The 25,459-nt window shown below is 63.1% G+C and carries 23 protein-coding genes; 13 read left to right on the top strand and 10 right to left on the bottom strand.

The genetic code is table 11. The annotated features are described in order from the left end of the window. The first annotated feature begins 538 nt into the window (after positions 1-538). On the top strand, positions 539-922 hold the full coding sequence (locus tag PPGU16_RS13625; RefSeq protein WP_180720447.1) for a VOC family protein: 384 nt from the start codon (positions 539-541) through the stop codon (positions 920-922). A 29-nt stretch (positions 923-951) separates the two neighbouring features. After that, positions 952-1,692, top strand: a complete 741-nt coding sequence (locus tag PPGU16_RS13620; RefSeq protein WP_180720446.1) for a helix-turn-helix transcriptional regulator — start codon at positions 952-954, stop codon at positions 1,690-1,692. A gap of 748 nt (positions 1,693-2,440) precedes the next feature. Here the strand turns inward: PPGU16_RS13620 and PPGU16_RS13615 are convergent. From PPGU16_RS13615 to PPGU16_RS13595, 5 genes are all read right to left on the bottom strand, one after another. Next, positions 2,441-3,712: a THUMP domain-containing class I SAM-dependent RNA methyltransferase gene (locus PPGU16_RS13615; RefSeq protein WP_180720445.1), complete on the bottom strand. Its 1,272-nt coding sequence runs from the start codon at positions 3,710-3,712 to the stop codon at positions 2,441-2,443. A gap of 112 nt (positions 3,713-3,824) precedes the next feature. After that, on the bottom strand, positions 3,825-4,532 hold the full coding sequence (locus PPGU16_RS13610) for a PqiC family protein (protein WP_180720444.1): 708 nt from the start codon (positions 4,530-4,532) through the stop codon (positions 3,825-3,827). Further along, positions 4,529-6,163, bottom strand: a complete 1,635-nt coding sequence (locus PPGU16_RS13605; RefSeq protein ID WP_180720443.1) for a PqiB family protein — start codon at positions 6,161-6,163, stop codon at positions 4,529-4,531. Before PPGU16_RS13605 ends, PPGU16_RS13610 begins: the two co-directional genes overlap by 4 nt. Further along, positions 6,156-6,830, bottom strand: a complete 675-nt coding sequence (locus PPGU16_RS13600; protein WP_180720442.1) for a paraquat-inducible protein A — start codon at positions 6,828-6,830, stop codon at positions 6,156-6,158. Before PPGU16_RS13600 ends, PPGU16_RS13605 begins: the two co-directional genes overlap by 8 nt. A 7-nt stretch (positions 6,831-6,837) precedes the next feature. Further along, on the bottom strand, positions 6,838-7,581 hold the full coding sequence (locus PPGU16_RS13595; RefSeq protein ID WP_180720441.1) for a paraquat-inducible protein A: 744 nt from the start codon (positions 7,579-7,581) through the stop codon (positions 6,838-6,840). Between the two features lie 384 nt (positions 7,582-7,965). On the opposite strand from PPGU16_RS13595, the gene PPGU16_RS13590 reads away from it, so the two are divergent. The 4 genes from PPGU16_RS13590 (at position 7,966) to PPGU16_RS13575 (ending at position 11,975) form a co-directional block, all read left to right on the top strand. Then, positions 7,966-8,538: a cytochrome b gene (locus tag PPGU16_RS13590; protein ID WP_007744607.1), complete on the top strand. Its 573-nt coding sequence runs from the start codon at positions 7,966-7,968 to the stop codon at positions 8,536-8,538. Between the two features lie 8 nt (positions 8,539-8,546). Continuing rightward, positions 8,547-9,110, top strand: a complete 564-nt coding sequence (locus PPGU16_RS13585) for a YceI family protein (protein ID WP_180720440.1) — start codon at positions 8,547-8,549, stop codon at positions 9,108-9,110. Positions 9,111-9,149: 39 nt separating this feature from the next. Beyond that, complete coding sequence (locus PPGU16_RS13580; RefSeq protein ID WP_180722634.1) at positions 9,150-9,719, top strand: YceI family protein; 570 nt, start codon at positions 9,150-9,152, stop codon at positions 9,717-9,719. Between the two features lie 978 nt (positions 9,720-10,697). Continuing rightward, the gene (locus PPGU16_RS13575; protein WP_180720439.1) at positions 10,698-11,975 is read left to right on the top strand and encodes an MFS transporter; all 1,278 of its coding nucleotides are present in this window, start codon (positions 10,698-10,700) and stop codon (positions 11,973-11,975) included. Positions 11,976-12,080: 105 nt separating this feature from the next. Here the strand turns inward: PPGU16_RS13575 and secF are convergent, their stop codons facing one another. From secF to queA, 5 genes are all read right to left on the bottom strand, one after another. Beyond that, entirely contained in the window at positions 12,081-13,031 is a 951-nt protein-coding gene (secF, locus tag PPGU16_RS13570) for a protein translocase subunit SecF (RefSeq protein WP_180720438.1), read from the bottom strand. A gap of 18 nt (positions 13,032-13,049) precedes the next feature. Further along, complete coding sequence (secD, locus tag PPGU16_RS13565; protein WP_180720437.1) at positions 13,050-15,101, bottom strand: protein translocase subunit SecD; 2,052 nt, start codon at positions 15,099-15,101, stop codon at positions 13,050-13,052. A gap of 121 nt (positions 15,102-15,222) precedes the next feature. Next, positions 15,223-15,552 (bottom strand): preprotein translocase subunit YajC, encoded by a 330-nt coding sequence (gene yajC / locus PPGU16_RS13560; RefSeq protein ID WP_007578638.1) that lies wholly within the window; start codon positions 15,550-15,552, stop codon positions 15,223-15,225. A 189-nt stretch (positions 15,553-15,741) separates the two neighbouring features. Then, entirely contained in the window at positions 15,742-16,953 is a 1,212-nt protein-coding gene (gene tgt, locus PPGU16_RS13555; protein ID WP_180720436.1) for a tRNA guanosine(34) transglycosylase Tgt, read from the bottom strand. A gap of 84 nt (positions 16,954-17,037) precedes the next feature. Then, complete coding sequence (gene queA / locus PPGU16_RS13550; RefSeq protein WP_180722633.1) at positions 17,038-18,099, bottom strand: tRNA preQ1(34) S-adenosylmethionine ribosyltransferase-isomerase QueA; 1,062 nt, start codon at positions 18,097-18,099, stop codon at positions 17,038-17,040. A gap of 196 nt (positions 18,100-18,295) precedes the next feature. On the opposite strand from queA, the gene recG reads away from it, so the two are divergent. The 7 genes from recG (at position 18,296) to ubiA (ending at position 25,388) form a co-directional block, all read left to right on the top strand. Beyond that, the gene (gene recG / locus PPGU16_RS13545) at positions 18,296-20,521 is read left to right on the top strand and encodes an ATP-dependent DNA helicase RecG (protein WP_180720435.1); all 2,226 of its coding nucleotides are present in this window, start codon (positions 18,296-18,298) and stop codon (positions 20,519-20,521) included. Between the two features lie 124 nt (positions 20,522-20,645). After that, a complete protein-coding gene (locus tag PPGU16_RS13540) occupies positions 20,646-21,605 on the top strand; it encodes a LysR substrate-binding domain-containing protein (RefSeq protein ID WP_180720434.1) in 960 nt (319 codons plus the stop codon). 174 nt (positions 21,606-21,779) lie between these two features. After that, positions 21,780-21,914, top strand: a complete 135-nt coding sequence (locus PPGU16_RS43075; protein ID WP_274599971.1) for a hypothetical protein — start codon at positions 21,780-21,782, stop codon at positions 21,912-21,914. 87 nt (positions 21,915-22,001) lie between these two features. Next, positions 22,002-23,456: a catalase gene (locus tag PPGU16_RS13535; protein WP_180720433.1), complete on the top strand. Its 1,455-nt coding sequence runs from the start codon at positions 22,002-22,004 to the stop codon at positions 23,454-23,456. Positions 23,457-23,509: 53 nt separating this feature from the next. Further along, positions 23,510-23,686 carry a hypothetical protein gene (locus tag PPGU16_RS13530; RefSeq protein ID WP_180720432.1) on the top strand — a complete coding sequence of 59 codons (177 nt, stop codon included), beginning with the start codon at positions 23,510-23,512 and terminating at the stop codon, positions 23,684-23,686. Positions 23,687-23,857: 171 nt separating this feature from the next. After that, positions 23,858-24,346, top strand: coding sequence for a Dps family protein (locus PPGU16_RS13525; RefSeq protein WP_007578627.1), 489 nt, complete (start codon positions 23,858-23,860; stop codon positions 24,344-24,346). 178 nt (positions 24,347-24,524) lie between these two features. Next, positions 24,525-25,388, top strand: a complete 864-nt coding sequence (gene ubiA, locus PPGU16_RS13520; protein WP_180720431.1) for a 4-hydroxybenzoate octaprenyltransferase — start codon at positions 24,525-24,527, stop codon at positions 25,386-25,388. Positions 25,389-25,459 lie beyond the last annotated feature (71 nt).

The following is a 25,459-nucleotide window of genomic DNA, read 5'->3' as shown; positions in this document are numbered from 1 at the left end:
CGCCTCACTTCGGACCGATAGCGCACGCGCCCCACCCTGTAAGAGCGTCAGGCTATACGACGCGACAACCTACACACAGTTTGCCACCTGGGCTGCAGAAACCATTCGCTGCCCCTTGCCGTTGTACAGGTGCCTGAAGCGGGTGATGCGATTGTTCGAAGCGTTGGCAACCAGCACCGGCCAGGGCACTGCCGTGTGACGGATGGGGACGTTGGGGGCCCGTGGATAGGAACACGGGCTGGCGGTGTGAGCCGCTTTCTTTTGCCTACTTTTCTTTGCGGCGGCAAAGAAAAGTAGGTGCCGCCCCGCACAGGGGCAACGCTAGCAAACCAGAAGCAAACCGCGGATGCCAGCCACCGCAAACACAAAACCACCGCCACTCGCTCCGCGAAAACACACCGAATATCCCACCGCCAAAAAAGCAAAAACCAAAGCACCCCCAACCCTACTGACAGAACGCTGTCAGCAACCCACCCGCACACTTCTCCTACGCCATCCGGCGACCCACACGGCTCACCGCCAATCAAAGGAGAACACCATGTCAGCCCAACTCAATCGCGCGATCGCCTGGTTTGAGATTCCTTCCGTCGATTTCGAACGCGCCGTGCGCTTCTACGAGGCCGCGCTCGATACGACATTGCGCCGTGAAGATTTCGGCATGCCGATGGCCGTCTTCAGTTACGACGAGCCTTCGACGGGCGGCTGCATCGTCCAAAGCCCGACGCTCGAACCGTCGCAAACAGGTTCACTCGTCTATCTGAACGCACGCCCGACCGTCAACGCAACGCTCGAACGCGTGAAGCGCGCGGGCGGCAAGGTCGAAGGCCCCGCCGTGCAACTGCCGCACGATATCGGCTGGATTGGCTTTTTCACCGACACCGAGGGCAACCGCATCGGCCTGCATTCGAAAACCAACGAGTGAAGTGACGCGCAACGCGGCTGGAGCGCGTCATGCGGCGCTATCATCGCGGGAGATTCTCCGTCTATTTCCGGGAGACCCCTACGATGACGCGTCGCGCCGACCGCCTGTTCCAGATCGCCGAACTGTTGCGCGGCCGACGGCTGACGACCGCGCAACAACTGGCCGACTGGTTGCACGTGTCGCTGCGCACCGTTTATCGCGATGTGCAGGATTTGCAGTTGTCGGGCGTGCCGATCGAAGGGGAGCCGGGCATTGGTTATCGCTTGAGCCGCAGCGCGAGTTTGCCGCCGCTCACCTTCACCGCCGACGAGCTGACGGCGCTCGCTGCCGGCGCGCGGATGCTCGAATCGTGGGGCGGCGAGAGCATGGCGGCCGGGGCGCGCGGCGCGCTCGCGAAGATTGCTTCGGCTATGCCCGCCGACAAGCGGGCGACTATCGACAGGCTGGCGTTCTTTGCGCCGTCGTTTCATGTCGATGGGAATGTGTCAGCGATCGTCGATACGCTGCATCGCGCGATTGACTCGCGGCATGTTGTCAGCTTTGCGTATCAGGACAAGCATGGCGCCGCGACACAGCGGCGGGTTTGGCCGCTTGCTCTTGCTTATTGGGGGGCGAGGTTTACGCTCGGCGCGTGGTGCGAGCTGCGTGAAGATTTCCGCCATTTTGCGCTTGCGAATATTGACCAGCTTGACGTGCTGGAGCCGTTTCCCGATGTCGAGGGAAGGAGGCTTGCCGATTTTATGAGGAGTATTGGGGTGAAGGGGCGGTAGGGGCCTTCGCGGCGCGGGTGTTGTCGGTTGGTGTTTTGGCCTTTGCGCTGGCATCCGCGTGATGTTTATTGGTTTGCAAGCGTTGCCCCTGTGCGGGGCGGCACCTACTTTTCTTTGCCGCCGCAAAGAAAAGTAGGCAAAAGAAAGCGGCTCACACCGCCAGCCCGTATTCTTATCCACGGGCCCCCAACGTCCCCATGCTTCACACGGCAGTGCCCTGGCTGGTGCTCGTTGCCAGCGCTTCGAATAGACGTCTCACCCGCCTCAGGCACCCACGCAAGGGCTGGCGTCAGCGAATGGTTTGTGCCGTCCAGGTGGCAAACTGTGCGTAGGCTTTCGCGCCGTACGTGCATCACTTCGGACTGGAAAGCAGGGCTGGTGTTTCTGGCAGAACGCTGACCTGTGTGGTGCGACAACCAACACACAGTTTGCCACCTGGGCGGCGCAGGACTATCTGGCGCCGCGTGCTGCGACGCGGGCGCAAGAAGCGGGTGAGGCGTACAAAGAGAACGTTGGCAACGGGCGCGGAATGGCATGTTGCCGTGTGAAGCGTAAGAACCTTTGGGGGCCCTCAGGCAGAAACAAGGATTGGCGGTGTGAGCCGCTTTCTTTTGCCTACTTTTCTTTGCGGCGGCAAAGAAAAGTAGGTGCCGCCCCGCACAGGGGCAACGCTAGCGAACCAGAAGCAAACCGCGGATGCCAGCGCAAAGCAAAGCAAAGCAAAGCAATGCAAGGTCAAAACCCCGCCTCACTCCGCAGCAGGCCGCTGCCTGACACTCCCCGCAACAAGATCAAACCTGAACAACCGACACTCAAGCGCGCCATTGAACAGCGGCGTCTTCGCCGACTCCCTCAACCGCAATTGCCCGGGCAGCTTCCGATCCGACGTCAGCACAAACGCGTGCCACCCGGTAAACCGCTTCTTCAGCGCATCCCCGAACGACTGGAAAAACTCCGTCATATCCGGTGCTGCTTCGCTTTCCGCGCGACGGAAGCCGCCTTCTTCGCGGCCAGTATTACGAATCTCACCCCGCGGACCGCGTCCGCGCACCTCGATCCGCTCGCCATACGGCGGATTCGCCACAAGAATGCCAGGCTCACCCGCAGGCGGCATCATGTTGCGCGCATCGAGCTGCTTCAACGGCAGCGCAGGAAAACCCGCGCGTTCAAAGTTCGCGCGCGCCTTCTCGAGCATATTGTCGGAAATATCGCTGCCAAAGATCAGCAGATCGCCGCGGCCCGCGCGTGCCGCGCGCTTTGCATCCTGCGCGGCGACTTTCAGCGTCTGCCAGGCCGACACGTCGTATTGCTTGAACTTCTCGAAGCCGAAGCGCCGCTCGACGCCCGGCGCAATGTTCAGCGCGACCTGAGCCGCTTCCGCGAGGAAGGTGCCGCTGCCGCACATCGGGTCGTACAGCGGCGTGCCGGGCGTCCAGCCCGTCAGCCGCAGGATGCCCGCTGCGAGATTCTCGCGCAGCGGCGCTGCGCCCTTGTCCAGCCGCCAGCCACGCTTGAAGAGCGGCTCGCCGGAAGTGTCGAGATAGAGCGCGCAGTCGGTGGCCGTCAGGAACGCGAACACGCGCGCGTCGGGCGCGCCCGTGTCGATGCTCGGACGGGCGCCCGTCTTGTCGCGCAGACGGTCGCAGATGGCGTCCTTTACGCGCAGCGTCGCGAATTCGAGGCTGCGCAGCGGCGACTTGATCGCGGTGACGTCGACGCGCAGCGTCTCGTTCGCCGAGAACCACTTCTCCCAGCTCTGCTCGAGCGCGAGGCCGTAAATGTCCTGCTCGTTGCGATACGGACGATGCGCGATCTTCAGCAGCACACGGCTCGCGATCCGCGAATGCAGGTTGGCAGCCATGCCGGCTGCCCAGCCGCCCTTGAAGTGCACGCCGCCGGGCACCTGCGCGCCAGCCGCGAACGGCGCGCCGTTCAGATGACGCGCGGCGATCTCGGCGAGTTCGGCGGCGAGCGCGGCTTCGAGGCCGCGCGGGCAGGGGATGAAAAATTCGAAGGACATGGGGATTGCCGCAGGGCGTTGATTAAGGCGACATTGTACGCGGTCGCCCCGCCGTGCCTTGCGGCAAGTATCGCGCGCGGGCGCGATGCGCTACCCGCGCGGCTTGCGTCCGTCAGCCTTTAGTCGGCGTAGTCGAGGCGGACGGCGCAGTCGACGGCGCAGCAGAGGGCCCCGAAGTCGATGCCGGACACGTCACCGCCGCGCCGCGCGCCGGCGCCGCCGCGAGATTGCGCACGGCTGCCGCGATCTCCGTTGCAATCCGCTGGACTGCGCGCCGATGCCCTTCGGCAAGCGCATCGTAGCCGCTCGAAACCGGCTCGACGACGACGCTGCGGCAAGTCAGCACGGCCTGCGTGCGCACGGCCCGCACGCTCCACACGGCATCGATCTGCGCACGCGAGCCGGGCCACGATTCGAAACGCTGCACGTTCACGCTGACGCGATAGACGGGTACGCGGTCGGGATACGGCGAGCCGTACACGTCGATCGTGCCCAGCTGCTGTGTCAGCGAACTGGACAGCGCGCGGCGGATCTCGTCGCCCGGCAGCGACGCCCAGCGTTCCTGTTCGAGCACCTGCACCTGGGTCGGTCCCGTCTGCACGACGAACTGGTTTTTCGCCACTTGCGGCGGCACGTCGACGGGCGGCACTTCGATCAGGAACGCCGGGTTGCTCGCGGTGCGCACGGCATCCGGCGACTGATCGCCCGCGGAGAGCGTGTAGAAGTGGCTCGGCGGCGACGAACACGCGGCGAGCGCGGCAATCAGCAGGGCGGAAAGCGCGACGGCGCGCATCGTTCGGGGGACGCGTGCAAACGTCATGGCTTGTCTCCTGATTTACCGCGCAGCAACGATTCGGGATGGCGTTCGAGGTAGTCCGACAGCGCATTCAGCGACTGCAGCGTGCGCGTCAATTCCTGCAGCGCCTGATGCACGTCGGATTGCAGCGGCGAGTCCTGCTGCAGCGTCGCTTCCGCCGAGCCGAACGTCTGCTTTGCCGCGGCGAGCGTGTCGCGCGTCTGAGGCAGCACTTCCTTGTCGAGCTGCGTGAACAGGTGGTCGGCGTTCTTCAGGGCGGCGTTCAGGTTGTTGCCAATCTGGTCGAACGGCACCTGATCGAGTTTCTTCGCGATATCGGCGATCTGCAGTTGCAGTTCGTCGAGCGAGTTCGGGATCGTCGGCAGCTCGATCGGGTCGCGCGTGACGTCGACGGTCGCCTTCGGCGCCTTCGCGAACAGATCGATTGCGACGTACAACTGGCCCGTCAGCAGATTGCCCGTGCGCAACTGGCCGCGCAGGCCGTGGTTGACGAGCGCGAGCAGCATACGGTGGCTGTCCTCGCTGCCCGTGTCGGGCACCGGCTGACCGCGCGAGCGGCGGCGCAGGCGGTCAGGGTAGAGATCCATCGTGACGGGCATGTTGAAGTTCTTCGTCTGCGGATCGTATTCGACGCCGATGTTGGTCACCTGGCCGAGCACGATGCCGCGGAAATCGACGGGCGCGCCGACCGACAGCCCGCGCAGCGACTGGTTGAAGTTCATCACGACGCGCACCGGCTCGCCGTCGGGCTCGCGCATCGCGTCGACCTCGTCGGAGCCGAGGCGGAAGGTCATGTTGTTCGGCGCCTGCACGCCGACGGCCTGGCCCGGCGGCGACTGGAACGCCAGCCCGCCGACGATTACCGTCGCCAGCGACTGCGTGTTCAGCTTGAAACCGCTCGAGTCGAGCCTCACGTCGACGCCGCTCGCATGCCACCAGCGCGAGTTCGTGCCGACGTACTGGTCGAACGGCGCGCTGATGAACACCTGCACGGTGACGCCCGTGCCGTCCTTGTCGAGTGAGAAGCCCGTCACCTGGCCGACCTGCACGCGCCGGTAGAACACGGGCGAGCCAATATCGATCGAGCCGAGCGATTCGCCGCGCAGCGTGAACTGATGGCCTTTCTGGTCGACGGTGACGGCGGGCGGCGATTCGAGGCCGACGAACTGCGTCTGCGTTTCCGTCGAGCGGCCGCCGTCCACACCGATGTACGCGCCCGACAGCAACGTGCCGAGCCCCGACACGCCGCTCGCGCCGATACGCGGACGCACGACCCAGAAGCGGCTGTCCTTCACCGCGAAGTCTTCGGCTTCCTTCGTCAGCTGCACTTCGACGTTGACGCGCGAGTGGTTCTTCGCGAGCTTGATTGCCTTCACGAAGCCGATGTCGACGTCCTTGTACTTGACCTTGGTCTTGCCGGTCTCGAGCCCTTCCGCGCTGATGAAGCTGATGTTGATGGTCGGCCCTTTTTCGAGCACCGACTTCACCACCAGCCCGACGCCGATCAGCGCCGCGATCAACGGAATCACCCAGACGAGCGAAGGCAGCCAACCCCGTTTCGTGACGATCTCGGGCTCGGGCGGGTCGTTCTTCGGCGGGCCGGAAGGTGGCGTCGGCGCTTGGGGGCTATTCATGTTTCGGGTCCTGAGGTTTTACGGCTTTCGGCTTGTTCGAGGCGGGCTCGTGGTCGTTGTCCACGTCGTCCCAGATCAGGCGTGGATCGAATTGCATCGAGGCGATCATCGTGAGAATCACGACCGAGCCGAACGCGAGCGCGCCCGGCCCCGCCGTGATGACGGCCAGCGACTTGAAGCGCACCAGCGCGACCGTCAGCGTGATGACGAAGATGTCGAGCATCGACCAGCGTCCGATGCGCTCGACGATCCGGTAGAGCCTGGTGCGTTCGAGCGGCCGCCACGTCGAGTGGCGTTGCGCGGTAATGGTCAGCAGCGCGAGCACCGTGAGCTTGAGCATCGGCACGAGAATGCTCGCGACGAACACGATGATCGCCAGCGGCCAGTCGCCCGAGGTCCAGAAGTAGACGACGCCGCTCATGATCGTGTCGTCCTCCGTACCGACCAGCGAGGTCGTGTGCAGCACGGGCAACAGGTTCGCGGGAATGTAGAGCACGGCGGCTGCGATCAGCAGCGCCCAGGTGCGCATCAGGCTGTCGGGGTTGCGCCGGTGCAGGATCGCGCCGCAGCGCGTGCAGCGCTGCTCTGTGCCTCGCACGCGCGGCTGCACGCGCGAACACGCGTGACAGGCGACCAGACCGGCGCGTGAGGCCGTGGTGTATTTCATCGGCCCGTCATCCCCGGTGCGGCGCGGCCGGACCATCGACATCCGGCGCGCCCGGCGCGCGATCGCTGCGATCGTCGGGCGGGCCGCCATCCATGTCGCTGCGCGCTTCGTCTTCGCGTGCGTGCCGTTCACGCCGCGCCTGCAGCACGCCGAGCGTTTCGGCGACATCCCACAGCGTGCGCGGGTCGAACGTGACGACCACGACGAACATCAGCGTGAGCGCACCGAACGCGAACATCGCGGCTTCCGGAATCACGCGCGCGATGCTCACCATCTTCACGATCGTCACCAGCACGCCGAGCATGAAGACTTCGATCATGCCCCACGGGCGCACGAATTGAATCGCGCGCAGCATCTGGTTGAAGAACGGCGGCAGATAGCCCGCGCGGATCGGCAGCAGCAGATAGAGCAGTGCGAGCAGTTCGGTGAGCGGAAAGAGCGTGGTCGAGCAGAACACGATGATGGCGACGACCTGCATGTTTTCGTCCCACAGCGCGACAATGGCGCCGAGCAGACTCGTCTGCGACGTGATGCCGTTGGTTTCCAGCTCGACGATGGGGAAGCCCTGAGCGATCAGAAACGTGATCAGCGCGGCGACCGTCATGGCCGTGATGCCGTCCAGCCGACCCGACGCGCTCCAGTACAGCATCGCGCCGCACCGCTGGCAGCGCGCAATCCGCCCGCGTCCAAGGCGCGGCTTCTGGAATAGCGCGTCGCATTCGTGACAGGCAATCAGGTGGTCATGTTCCATGCAGGCAATCGGTAAACGGGAAGCGATGTTGTTGTCGTGGCTGCAGCCGGTGTCTTACAGATTGTTGCCGCGCAAGCGACTGGCGCGTCGCGGCCTGGGGGCAATAGTATCAAAGCTCGTCAATATGACGCCTTACAGGTGGGTCCGCGCGGTGATGAGGGTGGATGCAGAACCGACGGCCGTCGTAGGCTTTGTCCGACAGATGCGCCGCGCATTCGCTCAGGCGGGAATAGCAAGTTTCGCGCCGCGCGTAAAGCTGTCAGCCAGTTGCCGCTGCTTGCGGTACGATGAGCGCCGCGCAGACCGTTGGCGCCGATGCCGGACGCGAGCGGAATAATGGCATCGCCCGGGTCGTTTAACTTTCATGTTGGCGTCGGATCTGTCATGGCACATACCTCTTCGTTTCATTCGTTCTCGGCGCGCGGTTCGTCGTACACATCGACGGCGATCGCGCTGCACTGGCTGATCGCGCTGCTGATCGTCTGCGGATTCGCGCTCGGCTGGGTGATGACGGACATCCCCGGCTTCACGCCGACCAAGCTCAAGTATTTCTCATGGCACAAATGGATCGGCGTAACCGTATTCGCGCTGGTCATCATCCGCATTCTGTGGCGCGCGACGCATGCCACGCCGCCGATGCCCTCGCACATGCCCAAATGGCAGCGCGGCATCGCGCATCTCACGCACTTCCTGTTGTACGTGCTGATGGTCGCGATTCCCGTGTCGGGCTATCTGTACAGCTCGGCGGCGAACGTGCCTGTCGTCTATCTCGGTCTCGTGCCGTTGCCGCGCCTGATCGCACCCGATCCGCATCTGAAGGAAGTGTTGAAGTCCGTTCATATCACGCTGAACTACACGCTGCTCGTGCTGGTCGTGTTGCATGTGCTGGCGGCGCTCAAGCATCAGATTCTCGATCGCGACGGCCTGTTGTCGCGCATGATCCCGTTCCTCAAATAAGGACAAACATGAAGGTATCGTTCTACCGCTACATGCTCGCCGCATTTGCGGCGGCATCGCTGGCCGCGTCGGGCGGCGCGTTTGCGCAGGTCGACATGGGCAAGAGCACGGTCACGGCGATCTCGAAACAGATGAACGTGCCTGTCGAAGGCAAGTTCAACAAGTTCACTGCGCAGATCGCGTTCGATCCGGCAAAGCCGGCGGCAGGCAGCGCACAGGTCACGGTCGATACATCGAGCTACGATCTCGGCGACGAAAGCTATAACGAGCAGGTGCGCGGCAAGGAATGGTTCGATTCGAAGACCTTCCCGACTGCAACGTTCGTCTCGAGCGCGATTGCGGCTGCGGGCAGCAACCAGTTCAACGTGACGGGCAAGCTGACCATGAAAGGCAAGTCGCAGACGGTGGTCGTGCCTGTCACGGTGACGAAGCAGGGCGCTGCGCAGGTGTATGACGGCGCAGTGACGGTGAAGCGTTCGCAGTTCGATATCGGCACGGGCGAATGGAAGGACACGTCGGTGGTCGCTGACGATGTGACGATCAAGTTTCATATCGTCGCCGCAAGCAAGTGAACCTGGCATTCAGACAGAAAGGAGAATGAATTGAAAACGATGCTCTTGATTGTGGCCGGCGCGCTGGCGTCGTCGATGGCGGCGGGCGTGTATGCCGCCGATACTTATCAGCTCGATCCGACGCACACCTATCCGAGCTTCGAGTCCGACCACATGGGCGGCGTCTCGACGTGGCGCGGCAAGTTCACGAAAAGCTCGGGCACGGTGACGCTGGATCGCGCCGCGAAGACGGGCACGGTGGATGTCACGGTGGATACGTCTTCGATCCAGACGGGGAATACGAAGCTCGACGAACATTTGCGGTCGGGCGATTTCTTCGATGTGGCGAAGTATCCTACCGCTACGTTCAAAGGGACTTCGATCAAGTTTGATGGCGATACGCCGGTTGCGGTTGATGGTCAGTTCACACTGAAGGGCGTCACGAAGCCGCTGAATCTGAAGATCGAATCGTTTAAATGTATTCAGCATCCTGTGCTGAAGCGCGAGGTGTGCGGCGTCGAGGCGACGGGGGAGTTCAATCGCGCGGATTATGGGATGGATTTTGGGACTAAATATGGATTTAGCATGAAGACGGTGCTGCATATTCAGGCTGAAGGGATCAAGCAGTAAGGTTTTGGGTTTTGCTGCGCAGGCGGGGTGGTTTGCTGGTGTTTGCGCTGGCATCCGCGGTTTGTTAGCGTGCTTCAGGCGTCGCCCCTGTGCGGGGCGGCACCTACTTTTCTTTGCCGCCGCAAAGAAAAGTAGGCAAAAGAAAGCGGCTCACACCGCCAGTCCTTGTTCTTGCCTGAGGGCCCCCACAGGGTCTTACGCTTCACACGGCAACCACGTGACCCACGTTCGTTGCCAGCGCGCTTGCGGTGCGCCTCACCCGCTTCACGCTCCCGCACTACAGCACGCCGTACCAGCTATTCCACGGCCGCCCAGGTGGCAAACTGTGTGTAGGCCCCAAGTGCTCCACACGCCTCACTCCGGACCGATAGCGCATGCGTCAGACGCTGTAAGAGCGCCAGGCTATACGCCGCGACAACCTACACACAGTTTGCCACCTTGGCGGCACATACCATTCGCTGCCGTCTGCCTTTGTATGGGTGCCTGACGCGGGTGATGTGATTGTTCGAAGCGTTGGCAACGAGCACGGACCAAGGGCACAGCCGTGTGAAGGATGGGGACGTTGGGGGGGCCGTGGATAAGAACACGGGTTGGCGGTGTGAGCCGCTTTCTTTTGCCTACTTTTCTTTGCGGCGGCAAAGAAAAGTAGGTGCCGCCCCGCACAGGGGCGACGCGTGAAGCACGCTAACAAAGTGCGGATGCCAGCGCAGACACCAGCAAACCAAACCAGCAGCGCCACGAAGTCAAACCACAGATCCCAACCCCAACCCCAACCCCAACCCCAACCCCACCGCGAACCGCAAAAAAACCTCCCATCCCCTGGCACTTCTCCCCCTCGTGCAGAAATAATTTTTCCGGTACATATTGAACAAATCCGCCGGATCGGTTGTGCGCGCATCGAACCGGCAAAATGAAAGGACCGGGCGTCACACGCCAATCACCACCATAACGACTACCGCGCGCACCTGGAGATCCACAATGAGTTCAACACTAGCCGCGAGCACCGCGCAAACGCGCCCCGATACATGGCGCACGGTCGTCGCGGCGTCGATCGGCAATGCGCTGGAGTGGTTCGATCTCGTCGTCTACGGCTTCTTCGCCGTCGTCATTTCGAAACTGTTCTTCCCGGCCGGCAACGACACCGTCTCGCTCCTGCTGACGCTCGGCACGTTCGGCGTGTCGTTCTTCATGCGGCCGTTGGGCGCGATCGTGCTCGGCGCCTATGCCGACCGGGCAGGGCGTAAAGCCGCGCTCACGCTCTCGATCCTGCTGATGATGATCGGCACCCTGATCATCGCCGTGCTGCCGACCTATCAGTCGATCGGCATCGCGGCGCCGGTTATTCTCGTTGTCGCGCGGTTGATGCAAGGCTTCTCGGCGGGCGGTGAATTCGGCAGTGCCACGGCCTTTCTCGCCGAGCATGTGCCCGGACGGCGCGGCTATTTCGCCAGCTGGCAGATCGCGAGCCAGGGGCTGACGACGCTCCTCGCCGCGCTGTTCGGCATGCTGCTGACGGGCGGGTTGTCGCCGGAACAGATGGCGTCCTGGGGCTGGCGTGTGCCGTTCTTCTTCGGGCTGCTGATCGGGCCGGTCGCGTGGTACATCCGCACGAAGCTCGACGAAACCCCCGAGTTCCTCGCCGCCGAAACTACCACCACGCCGATCCGCGATACCTTCGCGAGCCAGAAGCTGCGGCTGTTCATCGGCATGGGCATCGTCGTGCTCGGCACGGTCTCGACGTATCTCGTGCTGTTCATGCCGACCTTTGCGATCAAGCAACTGGGTCTCGCACCATCGGTGGCCTTCGCGGCGATCGCGCTGGTCGGCGTGATCCAGCTGGTGTGCTCGCCGATCGTCGGACATCTGTCCGATCTCCACGGACGCGTGCGCATCATGCTCGTGCCCGCCGTGTTGCTGTTCTTGCTGATCTGTCCGGCGTTCAGCTATCTCGTCGCGCATCCGACCTTCGGCACGCTGATGGCGATGCAGATTGTGTTCGGTTTCCTGATGACGGCGTACTTTGGCTCGTTGCCGGGATTGCTGTCGGAAATCTTCCCGGTCCAGACGCGCACGACGGGCATGTCGCTCGCCTATAACATCGCGGTGACGATTTTCGGCGGCTTCGGGCCGTTCATCATTGCGTGGCTGATCCAGGCGACGGGCTCGAAAATCGCGCCGGGCTTCTATCTGATGTTTGCCGCCGTGCTGAGCGTGATCGCGTTGATTGCGGCGCGTCGCAAGTTGGGCTTCCGCTAATTCGGGTTACGCGATAGCGTAGAAGCCGTAAACGACAAAGGCCGGTTCATCATCGAACCGGCCTTTTGCTTTTATGTTGCTGTCGAACGTATCAGACGCTTTCGATCAAACCTGCGCGCCCGCGTTCGGATCGTTCGGATCGTGACGTTCCTTCTTGTCCTTGATCAGGTCTTCACGCTTCACGCCGAACCACATGGCCAGCGCCGCGGCGACGAACACCGACGAGTAGATACCGAACAGAATACCGACGGTCAGTGCGAGCGCGAAGTAGTGCAGCGTCGGACCGCCGAACAGGAACATCGACAGCACCATCATCTGCGTACAGCCGTGCGTGATGATCGTACGCGACATCGTGCTCGTGATTGCGTGGTTGATCACTTCGATCACGCTCATCTTGCGTTCGCGGCGGAAGGTTTCGCGAATCCGGTCGAAGATAACCACCGATTCGTTCACCGAATAGCCCAACACTGCAAGCACGGCGGCCAGCACCGACAGCGAGAACTCCCACTGGAAGAACGCGAAGAAGCCGAGAATGATCACGACGTCGTGCAAGTTTGCGATCACGCCTGCGACCGCGTACTTCCACTCGAAGCGGAACGACAGATAGATCACGATGCCCGCGACCACGCAGGCGAGCGCGAGCAGGCCGTCGGTGGCGAGTTCCTTGCCGACCTGCGGGCCGACGAACTCGACGCGTTGCAGCTTCGCGTTCGCATCCTGGCCCGTCAGCGCGGACATCACCTGGTCGCTCTGTTGCGCCGAGCTCAAGCCCTGCTTCAACGGCAGACGGATCAGCACGTCGCGCGAGGTGCCGAAGTTTTGCACCTGAGCGTCGGCGTAACCGATTTTGGTCAGCGTTTCGCGCACGGGTTCGAGCGGCACGGCGCCCGGATACTGCACTTCGATCACGGTGCCGCCCGTGAACTCCACCGACAGATGCAGCCCGCGATGCAGCAGGAAAAACACGGCGGCGATGAACGTCAGCAGCGAGATCGCGTTGAAAACCAACGCGCGCTGCATGAACGGAATGTCTTTACGGATGCGGAAAAATTCCATGTTCTCTTTCTCCGGGACTCAGCGGGATGAACCCGGTTTGTTCGTGCCACCTGGCGCGTTGCGGTTGCGCAGCGTCGGCTTGGCAGCCTGGGCTTTTGCGGCGCCGGCGGGCGCCTTGGCCTTTGGCTTTGCCTTCGGCGCCGTTGCGGCAGCGATCGCGCGAGCCGTGTCGGTTGCCGTGTCCGCGTTGTCGAGGTAACCCGTTGCGCCTTCGGCGGCGGGCTTCCAGACCTGGCCGATCGCGAGCGATTGCAGCTTCTTCTTGCCGCCGTACCACACGTTCACGAGGCCGCGTGAGAAGAACACTGCCGAGAACATCGACGTCATGATGCCGATACAGTGCACGACGGCGAAGCCGCGCACAGGGCCCGAGCCGAACGCGAGCAGCGCGAGACCGGCGATCAGCGTCGTCACGTTCGAGTCGAGAATCGTCGCCCATGCATGCGCATAACCGTTCTGGATGGCCAGTTGTGGCGGCGCGCCGTTGCGCAGTTCTTCACGCACACGCTCGTTGATCAGCACGTTCGCGTCGATCGCCATACCGAGGGCAAGCGCGATAGCGGCAATGCCCGGCAGCGTCAGCGTGGCCTGCAGCATCGACAGAATCGCGATCAGCAGCAGCAGGTTCACCGACAGCGCGATCATCGAGATCAAACCGAACAGCATGTAGTACGCGATCATGAAGACGGCGATTGCCGCAAAGCCCCACACCACCGAGTGGAAGCCCTTCTTGATGTTGTCCGCGCCGAGGCTCGGGCCGATCGTGCGTTCTTCGATGATGTCCATCGGCGCAGCGAGCGAACCGGCGCGCAGCAGCAGTGCGAGATCGGTTGCGGCTTGCGGTGTCGGCTGGCCCGTGATCTGGAAGCGGTCGCCCAGTTCCGACTGGATCGTCGCGACCGTCAGCACTTCGCCCTTGCCCTTTTCGAACAGCACCATCGCCATCGGCTTGCCGATGTTGTCGCGCGACACGCTGCGCACCGCGCGGCCGCCGGCGGAGTCGAGACGGATGTTGACGGACGGACGCTGATGCTCGTCGAAACCTGCCGATGCGTCGATGATGCGGTCGCCCGTGAAGATCACGGCCTTGCGCAGCAGCACGGGCGCGGCGTTGCCTTGCGTGAAGAGTTCGTCGCCCGCCGGAACCGGGTCGCCCGGATTCGGATGCAGGCCGTTCGGATCGGCAAGACGCGCTTCGAGCGTCGCCGTGCGGCCGATGATGTCCTTCGCCTTCGCCGTGTCCTGCACGCCCGGCAGTTCGACGACGATACGGTCGGAGCCTTGCTGCTGGATGACCGGCTCGGCCACGCCGAGTTCGTTGACGCGGTTATGCAGTGTCGTGATGTTCTGCTTGAGCGCCGCGTCCTCGACCGTCTTCTGCACGGCCGGCGTGAACGTGCCCACCACCTGGAAGCCGCCTGCCGGATTCGGCTGCGTCGCCCACTGGAGTTCGGAAACTGCCGTCGTCAGTTGCTTGCGCGCATTGTCCGCAACGTCCTGGTCCGCGAAATTGACGACCACCGACTGGCCGACGCGGTTCACGCCGCCATCGCGGATGCCCTTGTCGCGCAGCAGCGTGCGCGCATCCGATGCGTCCGAATCGAGCTTCTTGTTCAGCGCACCCGCCATGTCCACCTGCAGCAGGAAGTGCACGCCGCCGCGCAGATCGAGACCGAGGTACATGGGCAGTGCGTGCAGGGCGGTCAGCCAGCGCGGCGACGCACTCTGCAGGTTCAGCGCGACGATGTACTGCGGATCGCTCGGGTCGCTATTGAGCGCTTTTTGCAGCAGGTCCTTCACGCGCAGCTGCGTGTCGGTGTCTTTCAGACGCACGCGGATGTTCGCGTTCTGCGAGGAATTGTCGAACGTGACGTCGTCGGGCTTGATCTGGCTGGATGCGAGCGCGCCTTCGACCTGCGACAGCGTGGTCGAATCGAGCTTCACCGTTGCCTTGCCGCTCGATACCTGTACCGCCGGCGCTTCGCCGAAGAAATTGGGCAGCGTGTAGATGAGGCCGATGACGAGCGCCACCAGCATCACGACATACTTCCAGAGGGGATAACGATTCATGGGGTGGTCCAACGGGAGGTTGGCTTGAAAGCGATGCGTCCGGCGATGAGCGCGGCGGGCAGAAGCATGCGTGGTTTGCTTCGATCGACGCGAGGCCGCGCCGGACGCGAGAGAGCAGGCCTTACAGCGACTTCAGGGTGCCCTTCGGCAGAATGGTCGTCACCGACGACTTCTGCACGGTGATTTCCGTACCTTCTGCGATTTCGACGCCAACGTAGGCTTCGCCGACCTTGGTCACCTTGCCGACGATACCGCCGTTCGTCACGACTTCATCACCCTTCGCCATGGCGGAGAGCATGTTGCGGTGTTCCTTCTGGCGCTTCATTTGCGGGCGAATCATGATGAAGTACAGCACCGCGAACATCAGAATCAGCGGCAGGAAGCTCATCAGGCTCGATTCGGCGCCACCAGCTGCACTGCCTTGCGCGAAGGCATCGGTAATGAACGACACGTTGGTCTCTCCGTTATAACAATCAAAAAAATCAGCCGGTTATTCTACCACCGGCCATTTACGGGACGGCACCCGGAACGGGTTTTCCTGACGGCTTGTCAAGGGGTCTCGCCGATATTCCGAAAGTTAATTGTAATGTCTGACGCGCTATGTGGGAGAACGGTTTTTACGCGCCGCCCGACGCGGCTGTTAACTTTGTTCCGTCCCGCGCGCCCGGTTTTCGTGAAATAGCTTCCTGAACGCGTCGAACATCTGCGCGTCGATGGCGTCGCGCATTTCCTGCATCAGTTCGAGGTAGTAGTGCAGGTTGTGGATCGTGTTCAACTGCGCGCCAAGAATTTCGCCGACGCGGTGCAGATGGTGCAGATAGCCGCGCGTGAAATTTCGGCACGTGTAGCAGCCACATTGCTCGTCGAGCGGGCGCAGCGAGTTCTTGTGCGTGGCGTTGCGGATCTTGATGTCGCCGAAACGCGTGAAGAGCCAGCCGTTGCGCGCGTTGCGGGTCGGCATCACGCAGTCGAACATGTCGACGCCCGCTGAAACGCCCGCCACGAGGTCTTCCGGCGTGCCGACGCCCATCAGGTAGTGCGGCTTGTCGGCGGGCAGCTTCGGGCCGATATGGTTCAGCACGCGCATCATGTCTTCCTTCGGCTCGCCAACGGACAGCCCGCCGATCGCAAGCCCATGGAAGCCGATCTCCGACAACCCCGCGAGCGATTCGTCGCGCAGGTCTTCGAACATGCCGCCCTGGACGATGCCGAACAGCGCGTTCGGATTGCCAAGCCGGTTGAATTCGTCGATCGAGCGCTTCGCCCAGCGCATCGACATGCGCATCGAATCGGCGGCGTCCTTGTGCGAGGTCGCCACGCCGTTGGTCGCGTAAGGCGTGCATTCGTCGAACTGCATCACGATGTCCGAGTTCAGCACCTTCTGGATCTGCATCGACACTTCCGGCGACAGGAACAGCTTGTCGCCGTTGATCGGCGACGCGAACGTGACGCCGTCTTCGGTGATCTTGCGCAGGTCGCCGAGCGAGAAGACCTGGAAGCCGCCTGAGTCGGTGAGGATGGGGCGCTTCCAGCCCATGAAGCCGTGCAGGCCGCCGTGTGCGGCGATCGTTTCCAGACCTGGTCGCAGCCACAGGTGGAACGTGTTGCCGAGAATGATCTGCGCGTGGATTTCTTCGAGTTCGCGCGGCTGGATCGCCTTGACGGTGCCGTACGTGCCGACGGGCATGAAGATGGGCGTTTCGACTACGCCGTGGTTCAGCGTCAGGCGGCCGCGGCGGGCCTGGCCATCGGTTTTGAGCAGCTCGAATTTGAGGCCGTTATCGGGGCGAACGTGATCGCCAAGGTAGGCGCCGTGATCGGCGCGTGCAGCGTTGTGATGACCGTCGGTCATGTTGTTGACTCCGTTTGCAACCGGAAAACAGTCCGGCGCAATGTGATATGCGCCGCCGGAAGGCTCCCAGCGGCGGGTGAGGGATTATGCGTTAAGCGCGTCGTCGTTGCGCGTGAGCAGCATTGCGTCGCCGTAGCTGAAAAAGCGGTAGCGCTCGTCGATTGCATGCCGGTACGCGGCGCGGATCGTCTCGATGCCCGCGAACGCCGACACCAGCATCAGCAGCGTCGACTTCGGCAGGTGGAAATTCGTCACCAGCCGGTCGACCACGCGGAAGCGGTAGCCCGGCGTGATGAAGATGTCCGTCTCGGCGCTCGTCGCGGCGAGCGGCCGGCCAGCGGCATCGGCGTCGCGCGCGGCGGCTTCGAGCGCCCGCATCGACGTCGTGCCGACCGCGATCACGCGGTTGCCGCGCGCCTTCGTCGCCGCGATCTTGTCGACCAGCGATTGCGGCAGCTGATACCACTCGCTGTGCATCTTGTGCTCGTCGATATTCTCGACGCGCACCGGCTGGAACGTGCCCGCGCCGACGTGCAGCGTGAGCGTCGCGCGCTCGACGCCTTTCGCGTCCAGGCGCGCGAAGATCGAATCGTCGAAATGCAGCCCGGCCGTGGGCGCGGCGACGGCGCCCGGATTCTGCGCGTAGACGGTCTGATAGCGCGTTTCGTCGAACGCGTCGGGGTCGTGCTCGATATACGGCGGCAACGGCAGGCGGCCAAACTGCTCGATCAGCGTCAGGCAGTCGTCGGGGAAGTGCAGCGTGTAGAACGGCTCGACGCGTTCGCCGACGGTGACGTCGAATGCATCGGCCAGACGCAGCACGGTGCCCGCGCCCGGGCTCTTGCTGGCGCGGATCTGCGCCAGCGCGGTGCGCTCACCCGTCAGACGCTCGATCAGCACTTCGATCTTGCCGCCACTGGCCTTCTGGCCGATGAAGCGCGCCTTCAGAACCTTGGTATCGTTGAAGACGAGCAGATCGCCGGACTCGATGCAGTCGGGCAGATCGGCGAAGCGGCGGTCGACGAGCGTCGCGGGTGAGGTTTGCCCGTTCACTTCGAGCAGGCGGCTCGCGCTGCGCTCGGGCAACGCGACTTGCGCGATCAACTCGGGCGGCAGGTCGAAATCGAAATCGGAAAGCGTGAACATGCGGACTGGCTTGATGCGGTACTTGACGGGATTGCCCCCGGACGAACGCGCGGCTGATTCAACAGTGTCTACGACAGCGCCCGTCGAGCGGCTATGATTGCGGGACATTGCCGCAGCGGCCCTGGATACGCGCATCACTCACGCGCGCACTGGCCGTAAAACTTCTGAAGCCGATATTGTACTTGCGAAGCGACTCATGCCTTTGTCCGACACCCGTTCACGTCCAGAAACCGACGACGAGAGCGCTCCCAGGAAGCGCCGCGCTGCGCGGAGCAAGGCGGAGACGGACGTGGTCGAGGAGTCCGGCTCGCCCGCTGCTGAAGGCGCAAAAAAGCCCGCCGCCGCGAAAAAGCCCACGCTCGCCAAAACCGCCGACAAGCTCGCCAAGCTGGGCCTCACACGCGATATCGATCTGGTGCTGCATCTGCCGATGCGCTACGAGGACGAAACGTCGCTGACGCCGATCGGCGAGCTGCTGCCGGGCGGCATCTCGCAGACGGAAGGCGTCGTGTACGACAACGAGATCGCGTATCGGCCGCGCCGCCAGTTGCTGGTGAAAATGCGCGACGACGCGGGTGACGAACTGATCCTGCGCTTCCTCAATTTCTACGGCTCGCAGGTCAAGCAGATGTCGATCGGCGTGCGGCTGCGCGTGCGCGGCGACGTGCGCGGCGGCTTCTTCGGCATGGAGATGGTGCATCCGGCCGTGCGCGTCGTCGATGAAGACACGCCGCTGCCGCAGGCGCTCACGCCTGTCTATCCGAGCACGGCGGGCGTCTCGCAGGCGTATCTGCGCAAGGCAATCGACAACGCGCTGGCGCGCACGTCGCTGCCCGAACTGCTGCCGGAACCCGTCGAGCGGCAATATCTGAAGCCGCTCGACGTGCCGCAACTGATGGACGCCGTGCGCACGCTGCATCACCCGAATTCGCATTCGGACGAGACGGCGTTGATCGACGGCACGCATCCCGCGTGGACGCGCATCAAGTTCGAGGAACTGCTCGCGCAGCAGTTGTCGCTCAAACGCGCCCACGAGGAGCGCCGCACACGCGCCGCGCCCGCGATGCCGCGGCGCGAGCCGACCGATGAAGCATCACTGGTCACGCGTCTGCTACAGACGCTGCCGTTCGCGCTGACCAACGCGCAGCAGCGCGTGTGCGCGGAAATCGCACAGGACCTGACCCAGCCGCATCCGATGCAGCGCCTGTTGCAAGGCGATGTCGGCAGCGGCAAGACGGTCGTCGCGGCGCTGGCCGCCGCGCAGGCCATCGACGCCGGTTATCAGGCCGCGATGATGGCGCCGACCGAAATCCTCGCCGAGCAGCACGCGCGCAAGCTGCGCGGCTGGCTGGAGCCGCTGGGCGTGTCGGTCGCGTGGCTCGCGGGCAGTCTGAAGACGAAAGAAAAGCGCAGCGCGATCGAAGCAGCCGCGCTCGGCACCGCGCAGCTCGTGATCGGCACGCACGCGATCATTCAGGACGCGGTCGAATTCGCGCGGCTCGGCCTCGTGATCGTCGACGAACAGCACCGCTTCGGCGTCGAACAGCGGCTCGCGCTGCGCGCCAAGGCGCAAAACGCGGCCGACGGCGCGCGCGACTTCCAGCCGCATCAATTGATGATGTCGGCGACGCCGATCCCGCGCACGCTCGCGATGACGTACTACGCGGACCTCGACGTGTCGACGATCGACGAACTGCCGCCCGGCCGCACGCCGATCCTGACCAAGCTGGTCTCTGACGCGCGACGCGACGAAGTGATCGGACGCGTGCGCGAAGCTGCACTGACGGGCCGTCAGGTGTACTGGGTGTGTCCGCTGATCGAGGAGAGCGAAACCCTGCAGTTGCAGACGGCCGTCGAAACCTACGAGACGCTCGTCGCCGCGCTGCCGGAACTGAAGGTCGGGCTGGTGCACGGGCGCCTCACGCCCGTCGAAAAAGCCACCGTCATGGACGCGTTCAGCCGCAACGAAGTGCAGTTGCTGGTCGCGACGACGGTGATCGAAGTCGGTGTCGACGTGCCGAATGCGTCGCTGATGGTGATCGAGCACGCGGAGCGCTTCGGCCTTGCGCAGCTACACCAGTTGCGCGGGCGAGTAGGGCGCGGCAGTGCGGCGTCCGTGTGCGTGCTGATGTACGCCGGGCCGCTGTCGATGACGGCGCGCGCCCGCTTGCAGACCATGCGCGAAACCACCGACGGCTTCGAAATCGCCCGTCGCGACCTCGAAATTCGCGGTCCGGGTGAGTTTCTCGGCGCGCGGCAGTCGGGCGCCGCGATGCTGCGCTTCGCCGACCTGGAAAACGACGGCTGGCTGATCGAGCCGGCGCGCGAGGCGGCCGCGACGCTGCTCGAGCAGTATCCGAACGTCGTCACGCAGCATCTTTTGCGCTGGCTGAACACGCGCGAGCAATATCTGAAAGCCTGATGAAGGCCAGGGGTGGAAGCGCTTGCGCGCCGCACAACGGCCGAATCCGGCCAGAAGGTTGGCGAATTGGCCCCATAGGTGTATAACAGAAACCTATCGAATCTATCGCCCTGATTGGTCCCCAATGACCCTCACCGAACTGAAATATATCGTCGCGGTTGCGCGGGAGCGCCACTTCGGCCGCGCGGCAGAAGCGTGTTTTGTGAGCCAGCCGACGTTGTCCGTCGCAATCAAGAAGCTCGAAGACGAGCTGAACGTGCAGATCTTCGAGCGCGGCACGAGCGAAGTCAGCGTCACGCCGATTGGCGAGCAGATCGTTACGCAGGCGCAACGCGTGCTCGAACAGACGCTCGCCATCAAGGAAATCGCCAAGCAGGGCAAGGACCCGCTGGTCGGGCCGCTGCGCCTGGGCGTCATCTATACGATTGGACCGTACCTGCTGCCCACGCTGGTCAAGCAGATGATCAAGCGCGTCCCGCAGATGCCGCTGATGCTGCAGGAAAATTACACGCTCAAGCTGATCGAACTGCTCAAGCAAGGCGAGATCGACGTCGCGATCATGGCGCTGCCGTTTCCGGAAACGGGCCTGATGCTGCGCCCGCTGTACGACGAGCCGTTCGTCGTCGCGCTGCCGTCGGGTCACGCGTGGGAGTCGCGCAACAAGATCGATCCGAGCGATCTCAAGCAGGAAACCATGCTGCTGCTCGGCAGCGGCCATTGCTTCCGCGATCACGTGCTCGGCGTGTGCCCCGAACTGATGCGCTTCTCGCAGAACGCGGACGGCATCCAGAAGACCTTCGAAGGGTCGTCGCTGGAAACCATCCGGCATATGGTCGCGAGCGGCGTGGGCATTACGGTGCTGCCGCGCATGTCGGTGCACGAAGTGAAGCCGCACGCGGGCGGCGTCGATTCCGGCCTGCTCAGCTACGTGGCGTTCGACGAGCCGGTGCCTGACCGCCGGGTCGTGCTGGCCTGGCGCAAGAGCTTCACGCGCATGCCCGCCATCGATGCGATCTGCGACGCCATCGCGGCGTGCGACCTGCCGGGCGTGAAGAAGCTCGATTTGCCCGCTGCCGTCAACTAACTGCCGTTTCCGCGACGCCCTGGTAGCCCATGCTGCCGATGCGTCGCCTGCCGCCTTCTGCATGAGGCGGCGCCTATCGAATACATAAAATTAATCAAATCGTCGTTTTCGATAGTTTTTAATAAGATCTCCTCCATGGATCCTAGCGATCCACCACTACAAACGGAGGAAATCATGCAGCCATCCACGTCGTCGCTGTTCAAGTCTGTTTCCCCATCGCCGCAACAAGCGACATCGAGCGGTAGCAACGCGTCCAGCTTCAGGACGATTGCGTTCTCACTGCTCGTCGATCGCGCGCTGTCCGCCTGATGGCGCGCTGCACGTTCCCTCCCCATCCGTATTAGCCAGCATCGAATCAGCACGACCGCATTCCTTAGGATCACCCGGAGAATAACTATGTCTGAACGCAACCTCACCACCGCCTCGGGCGCACCCGTCGCCGACAACCAGAACTCGCTGACGGCTGGCCCGCGCGGCCCCGTCGCGCTGCAGGACGTGTGGCTGATCGAAAAGCTCGCGCACTTCGATCGCGAAGTGATTCCCGAGCGCCGCGTTCACGCGAAGGGCTCGGGCGCGTTCGGCACGTTCAAGGTGACGCACGACATCTCGCGCTATACGAAGGCGAAGGTGTTCGCGGATGTCGGCAAGGAAACGCCGCTGTTCATGCGCTTTTCGACCGTGGCGGGCGAGCGCGGCGCCGCCGATGCCGAGCGCGACGTGCGCGGCTTCTCGATCAAGTTCTATACGGAAGAGGGCAACTGGGACGTGGTGGGCAACAACACGCCCGTGTTCTTCATCCGCGATCCGTTGAAGTTTCCGGATTTCATCCACACGCAAAAGCGCGATCCGTACACGAACATGCGCAGCGCGACGAACGCGTGGGACTTCTTCTCGCGTCATCCCGAGTCGCTGCATCAGGTGACGATCGTGATGAGCGATCGCGGCATTCCGAAGAATTACCGGCAGATGCACGGATTCGGCTCGCACACGTATTCGTTCATCAACGCGGACAACGAGCGCTTCTGGGTGAAGTTCCATTTCAAGTCGATGCAGGGCATCGAGAACTACACCGACGACGAGGCCGCGCAAGTGGTCGCGCGCGACCGCGAAAGCGGGCAGCGTGACCTGGTCGGTTCGATCGACGAGGGCAACTTTCCGAAGTGGCGCTTCCAGATTCAGGTGATGCCGGAAGCGGACGCGGCGACGTATCGCTACAACCCGTTCGATGTCACGAAGGTGTGGCCGTACAAGGATTACCCGCTGATCGACGTCGGCGTAATCGAACTGAACCGCAACGCGCAGAACTACTTCGCGGATGTCGAGCAGGCAGCGTTCACGCCGGCGAATGTGGTGCCGGGCATCGGCTTCTCGCCGGACCGTCTGTTGCAAGGGCGTCTGTTCTCGTACGGCGACACGCAGCGCTATCGTCTCGGCGTGAATCACCATCTGATTCCCGTGAACGCGTCGCGCGCGCCGAACGTGCGCTCGTTCCATCGCGACGGCGGCATGCGTGTGGACGGCAATCTTGGCGGGAACGTGAATTACGAGCCGAACCGCTTCGGCGACTTCGCGCAGGACCGTAACGCGATCGAGCCGCCGCTCGCGGCAGGCAACGTCGATCACTACAACCATCGCGAGGACGACGACTACTACAGCCAGCCGGCCGCGCTGTTCCGGATCTTCGACGACGCGCAGCGCGAGCGTCTGTTCGGCAACATCGCACGGGCGATCGAAGGCGTGCCCGCCGATATCGTCGCGCGCCAGGTCGAGCATTTCCGCAAGATCGACCCGGCATACGCGGAAGGCGTGATCGCAGCAATCGAGGCGCTCGCAAAAGCGAACGCGAAATAACGTTTCAGTCAGTGGACGGCAGCAACATGCTGTCGTCCACACGGAGAAAGATCATGGTTCAGATGGTGATGAACGCAGTCGGATATCAGGCAGGTAACGCTCGCGATGCCCGTAGCGTCGCGCAACAGGCGAACGGCCCGCTGCTTTTCCAGAAGCTGGTGGGTTTCGCGATCCTCGGCAGTGGCTATGTGACGATCGTCGCAAGTCTGGTGCACGCCGTCCACGGATGACGAATCGCGCATGGCCATATGTGGTCTGGAAGGCATGTGCCGCGCGGCGTTGGGTCTCGCGAACGGTTGCCGGTTCTACGATAAACTGGCGGGCGTTCGAGCGTTGAACAATTGCACACGCGCAGTTCCGGGCATGCAGACCGGTTCGTATCACTCTTAAAAGGAGTCATCATGGCCAAGAAAGAAGCCGTACAGCACGTCAACATTGGTATCAGCGACAAGGATCGCAAGAAAATCGCAGAAGGTCTCTCGCGTCTTCTCGCCGACACTTACACGCTCTATTTGAAGACCCACAACTTCCATTGGAATGTGACGGGTCCGATGTTCAACACGCTGCATCTGATGTTCGAGACGCAGTACACGGAACTGGCTCTGGCCGTCGATCTGATCGCCGAGCGCATCCGCGCGCTGGGCGTTGCGGCGCCGGGCAGCTACAAGGAATTCGCGAAGCTGTCGTCGATCGCTGAAGCGGACGGCGTGCCCGCCGCGGAAGACATGATCCGCCAGCTGGTGGAAGGTCAGGAATCCGTGGTGCGTACCGCACGCGCGATCTTCCCGGTGACGGACGCGGCCCACGACGAGCCGACGGCCGACCTGCTGACGCAACGCATGCAGACCCATGAAAAGAACGCGTGGATGCTGCGTTCGATGCTGGCGTAATCTCTGTCGCGGTATAGCGCGGGCGCTGTATGAAGCGTCTGCCGCCGCGTTGCAGAATGTGGCAATGAAAGCCCGGCAGGTTGGATTCTGCCGGGCTTTTGCTTTGTGCCTGCGCGTTCGAACGGGTCTGTCACGCGCGCTGCTCTAAAATACGGGAATCGCCTCTCCGCGCACCGCCATGTTCGCCCGACTCCCGCTCTATCTGCGCCTTGTCCGCATGGACAAGCCAATCGGCAGCCTGCTGCTGCTGTGGCCGACCCTCAACGCGTTGTGGATCGCGTCGGACGGTCATCCGTCGCTGTCCTTGCTCGTGATCTTTGCGCTCGGCACGATACTGATGCGCTCGGCCGGCTGCGCGATCAACGATTACGCGGATCGAGACTTCGACCGTTATGTGAAGCGCACCGAAAACCGGCCGATCACGTCAGGCAAGATCAAGGCATGGGAAGCCGTGGCGCTGGCAGCGGGGCTTTCGCTGATCGCGTTTCTGCTGATCCTGCCGCTCAACGCGCTGACGAAGGAGTTGTCGGTGGCCGCGCTGTTCGTCGCGGGCACGTATCCGTTCACGAAGCGCTTCTTTGCGATTCCGCAGGCGTATCTGGGCATTGCGTTCGGCTTCGGCATTCCGATGGCGTTCGCGGCAATACAAAACCAGGTGCCGCTGCTCGCGTGGGTAATGCTGATTGCGAACGTGTTCTGGTCAGTCGCGTACGACACCGAATACGCGATGGTAGATCGCGACGACGACATCAAGATCGGCATTCGCACATCCGCATTGACCTTCGGCCGCTTCGACGTGCTGGCGATCATGCTCTGCTACGCGGCGACGCTCGGTATCTACGTGGGCATCGGCGTTGCGCTGGGCTTCGGCGTGCTGTACTGGATCGGTCTTGCCGCCGCGGTGGGCTGTGCCGTCTATCACTACACGCTGATCAAGGACCGCGAGCGCATGCCGTGTTTCGCGGCGTTCCGGCATAACAACTGGCTCGGCGGCGCGTTGTTCGCAGGCATTGCCGCACATTACGCGGCGCAGGCGTTCTAGAAGCCGTTCCAGACGCTATCGGCCGGCGAGACGAAGCACGCGCATCGCTGCTCCGTCCGCCCGTGCCATAC

It is taken from the genome of Paraburkholderia largidicola, assembly GCF_013426895.1.
Taxonomy (GTDB): Bacteria; Pseudomonadota; Gammaproteobacteria; order Burkholderiales; family Burkholderiaceae; genus Paraburkholderia; species Paraburkholderia largidicola.
This window is presented reverse-complemented; position numbering and strand designations above follow the sequence as displayed.

What these genes read in the sequence shown, in the direction of transcription:
- PPGU16_RS13625 (WP_180720447.1), top strand. Translation starts at nt 539, where the DNA reads ATGTCAGCCCAACTCAATCGCGCGATCGCCTGGTTTGAGATTCCTTCC.
- PPGU16_RS13620 (WP_180720446.1), top strand. Translation starts at nt 952, where the DNA reads ATGCGGCGCTATCATCGCGGGAGATTCTCCGTCTATTTCCGGGAGACC.
- PPGU16_RS13615 (WP_180720445.1), bottom strand. Translation starts at nt 3,712, where the DNA reads ATGTCCTTCGAATTTTTCATCCCCTGCCCGCGCGGCCTCGAAGCCGCG.
- PPGU16_RS13610 (WP_180720444.1), bottom strand. Translation starts at nt 4,532, where the DNA reads ATGACGTTTGCACGCGTCCCCCGAACGATGCGCGCCGTCGCGCTTTCC.
- PPGU16_RS13605 (WP_180720443.1), bottom strand. Translation starts at nt 6,163, where the DNA reads ATGAATAGCCCCCAAGCGCCGACGCCACCTTCCGGCCCGCCGAAGAAC.
- PPGU16_RS13600 (WP_180720442.1), bottom strand. Translation starts at nt 6,830, where the DNA reads ATGAAATACACCACGGCCTCACGCGCCGGTCTGGTCGCCTGTCACGCG.
- PPGU16_RS13595 (WP_180720441.1), bottom strand. Translation starts at nt 7,581, where the DNA reads ATGGAACATGACCACCTGATTGCCTGTCACGAATGCGACGCGCTATTC.
- PPGU16_RS13590 (WP_007744607.1), top strand. Translation starts at nt 7,966, where the DNA reads ATGGCACATACCTCTTCGTTTCATTCGTTCTCGGCGCGCGGTTCGTCG.
- PPGU16_RS13585 (WP_180720440.1), top strand. Translation starts at nt 8,547, where the DNA reads ATGAAGGTATCGTTCTACCGCTACATGCTCGCCGCATTTGCGGCGGCA.
- PPGU16_RS13580 (WP_180722634.1), top strand. Translation starts at nt 9,150, where the DNA reads ATGCTCTTGATTGTGGCCGGCGCGCTGGCGTCGTCGATGGCGGCGGGC.
- PPGU16_RS13575 (WP_180720439.1), top strand. Translation starts at nt 10,698, where the DNA reads ATGAGTTCAACACTAGCCGCGAGCACCGCGCAAACGCGCCCCGATACA.
- secF (WP_180720438.1), bottom strand. Translation starts at nt 13,031, where the DNA reads ATGGAATTTTTCCGCATCCGTAAAGACATTCCGTTCATGCAGCGCGCG.
- secD (WP_180720437.1), bottom strand. Translation starts at nt 15,101, where the DNA reads ATGAATCGTTATCCCCTCTGGAAGTATGTCGTGATGCTGGTGGCGCTC.
- tgt (WP_180720436.1), bottom strand. Translation starts at nt 16,953, where the DNA reads ATGACCGACGGTCATCACAACGCTGCACGCGCCGATCACGGCGCCTAC.
- queA (WP_180722633.1), bottom strand. Translation starts at nt 18,099, where the DNA reads ATGTTCACGCTTTCCGATTTCGATTTCGACCTGCCGCCCGAGTTGATC.
- recG (WP_180720435.1), top strand. Translation starts at nt 18,296, where the DNA reads ATGCCTTTGTCCGACACCCGTTCACGTCCAGAAACCGACGACGAGAGC.
- PPGU16_RS13540 (WP_180720434.1), top strand. Translation starts at nt 20,646, where the DNA reads ATGACCCTCACCGAACTGAAATATATCGTCGCGGTTGCGCGGGAGCGC.
- PPGU16_RS43075 (WP_274599971.1), top strand. Translation starts at nt 21,780, where the DNA reads ATGCAGCCATCCACGTCGTCGCTGTTCAAGTCTGTTTCCCCATCGCCG.
- PPGU16_RS13535 (WP_180720433.1), top strand. Translation starts at nt 22,002, where the DNA reads ATGTCTGAACGCAACCTCACCACCGCCTCGGGCGCACCCGTCGCCGAC.
- PPGU16_RS13530 (WP_180720432.1), top strand. Translation starts at nt 23,510, where the DNA reads ATGGTTCAGATGGTGATGAACGCAGTCGGATATCAGGCAGGTAACGCT.
- PPGU16_RS13525 (WP_007578627.1), top strand. Translation starts at nt 23,858, where the DNA reads ATGGCCAAGAAAGAAGCCGTACAGCACGTCAACATTGGTATCAGCGAC.
- ubiA (WP_180720431.1), top strand. Translation starts at nt 24,525, where the DNA reads ATGTTCGCCCGACTCCCGCTCTATCTGCGCCTTGTCCGCATGGACAAG.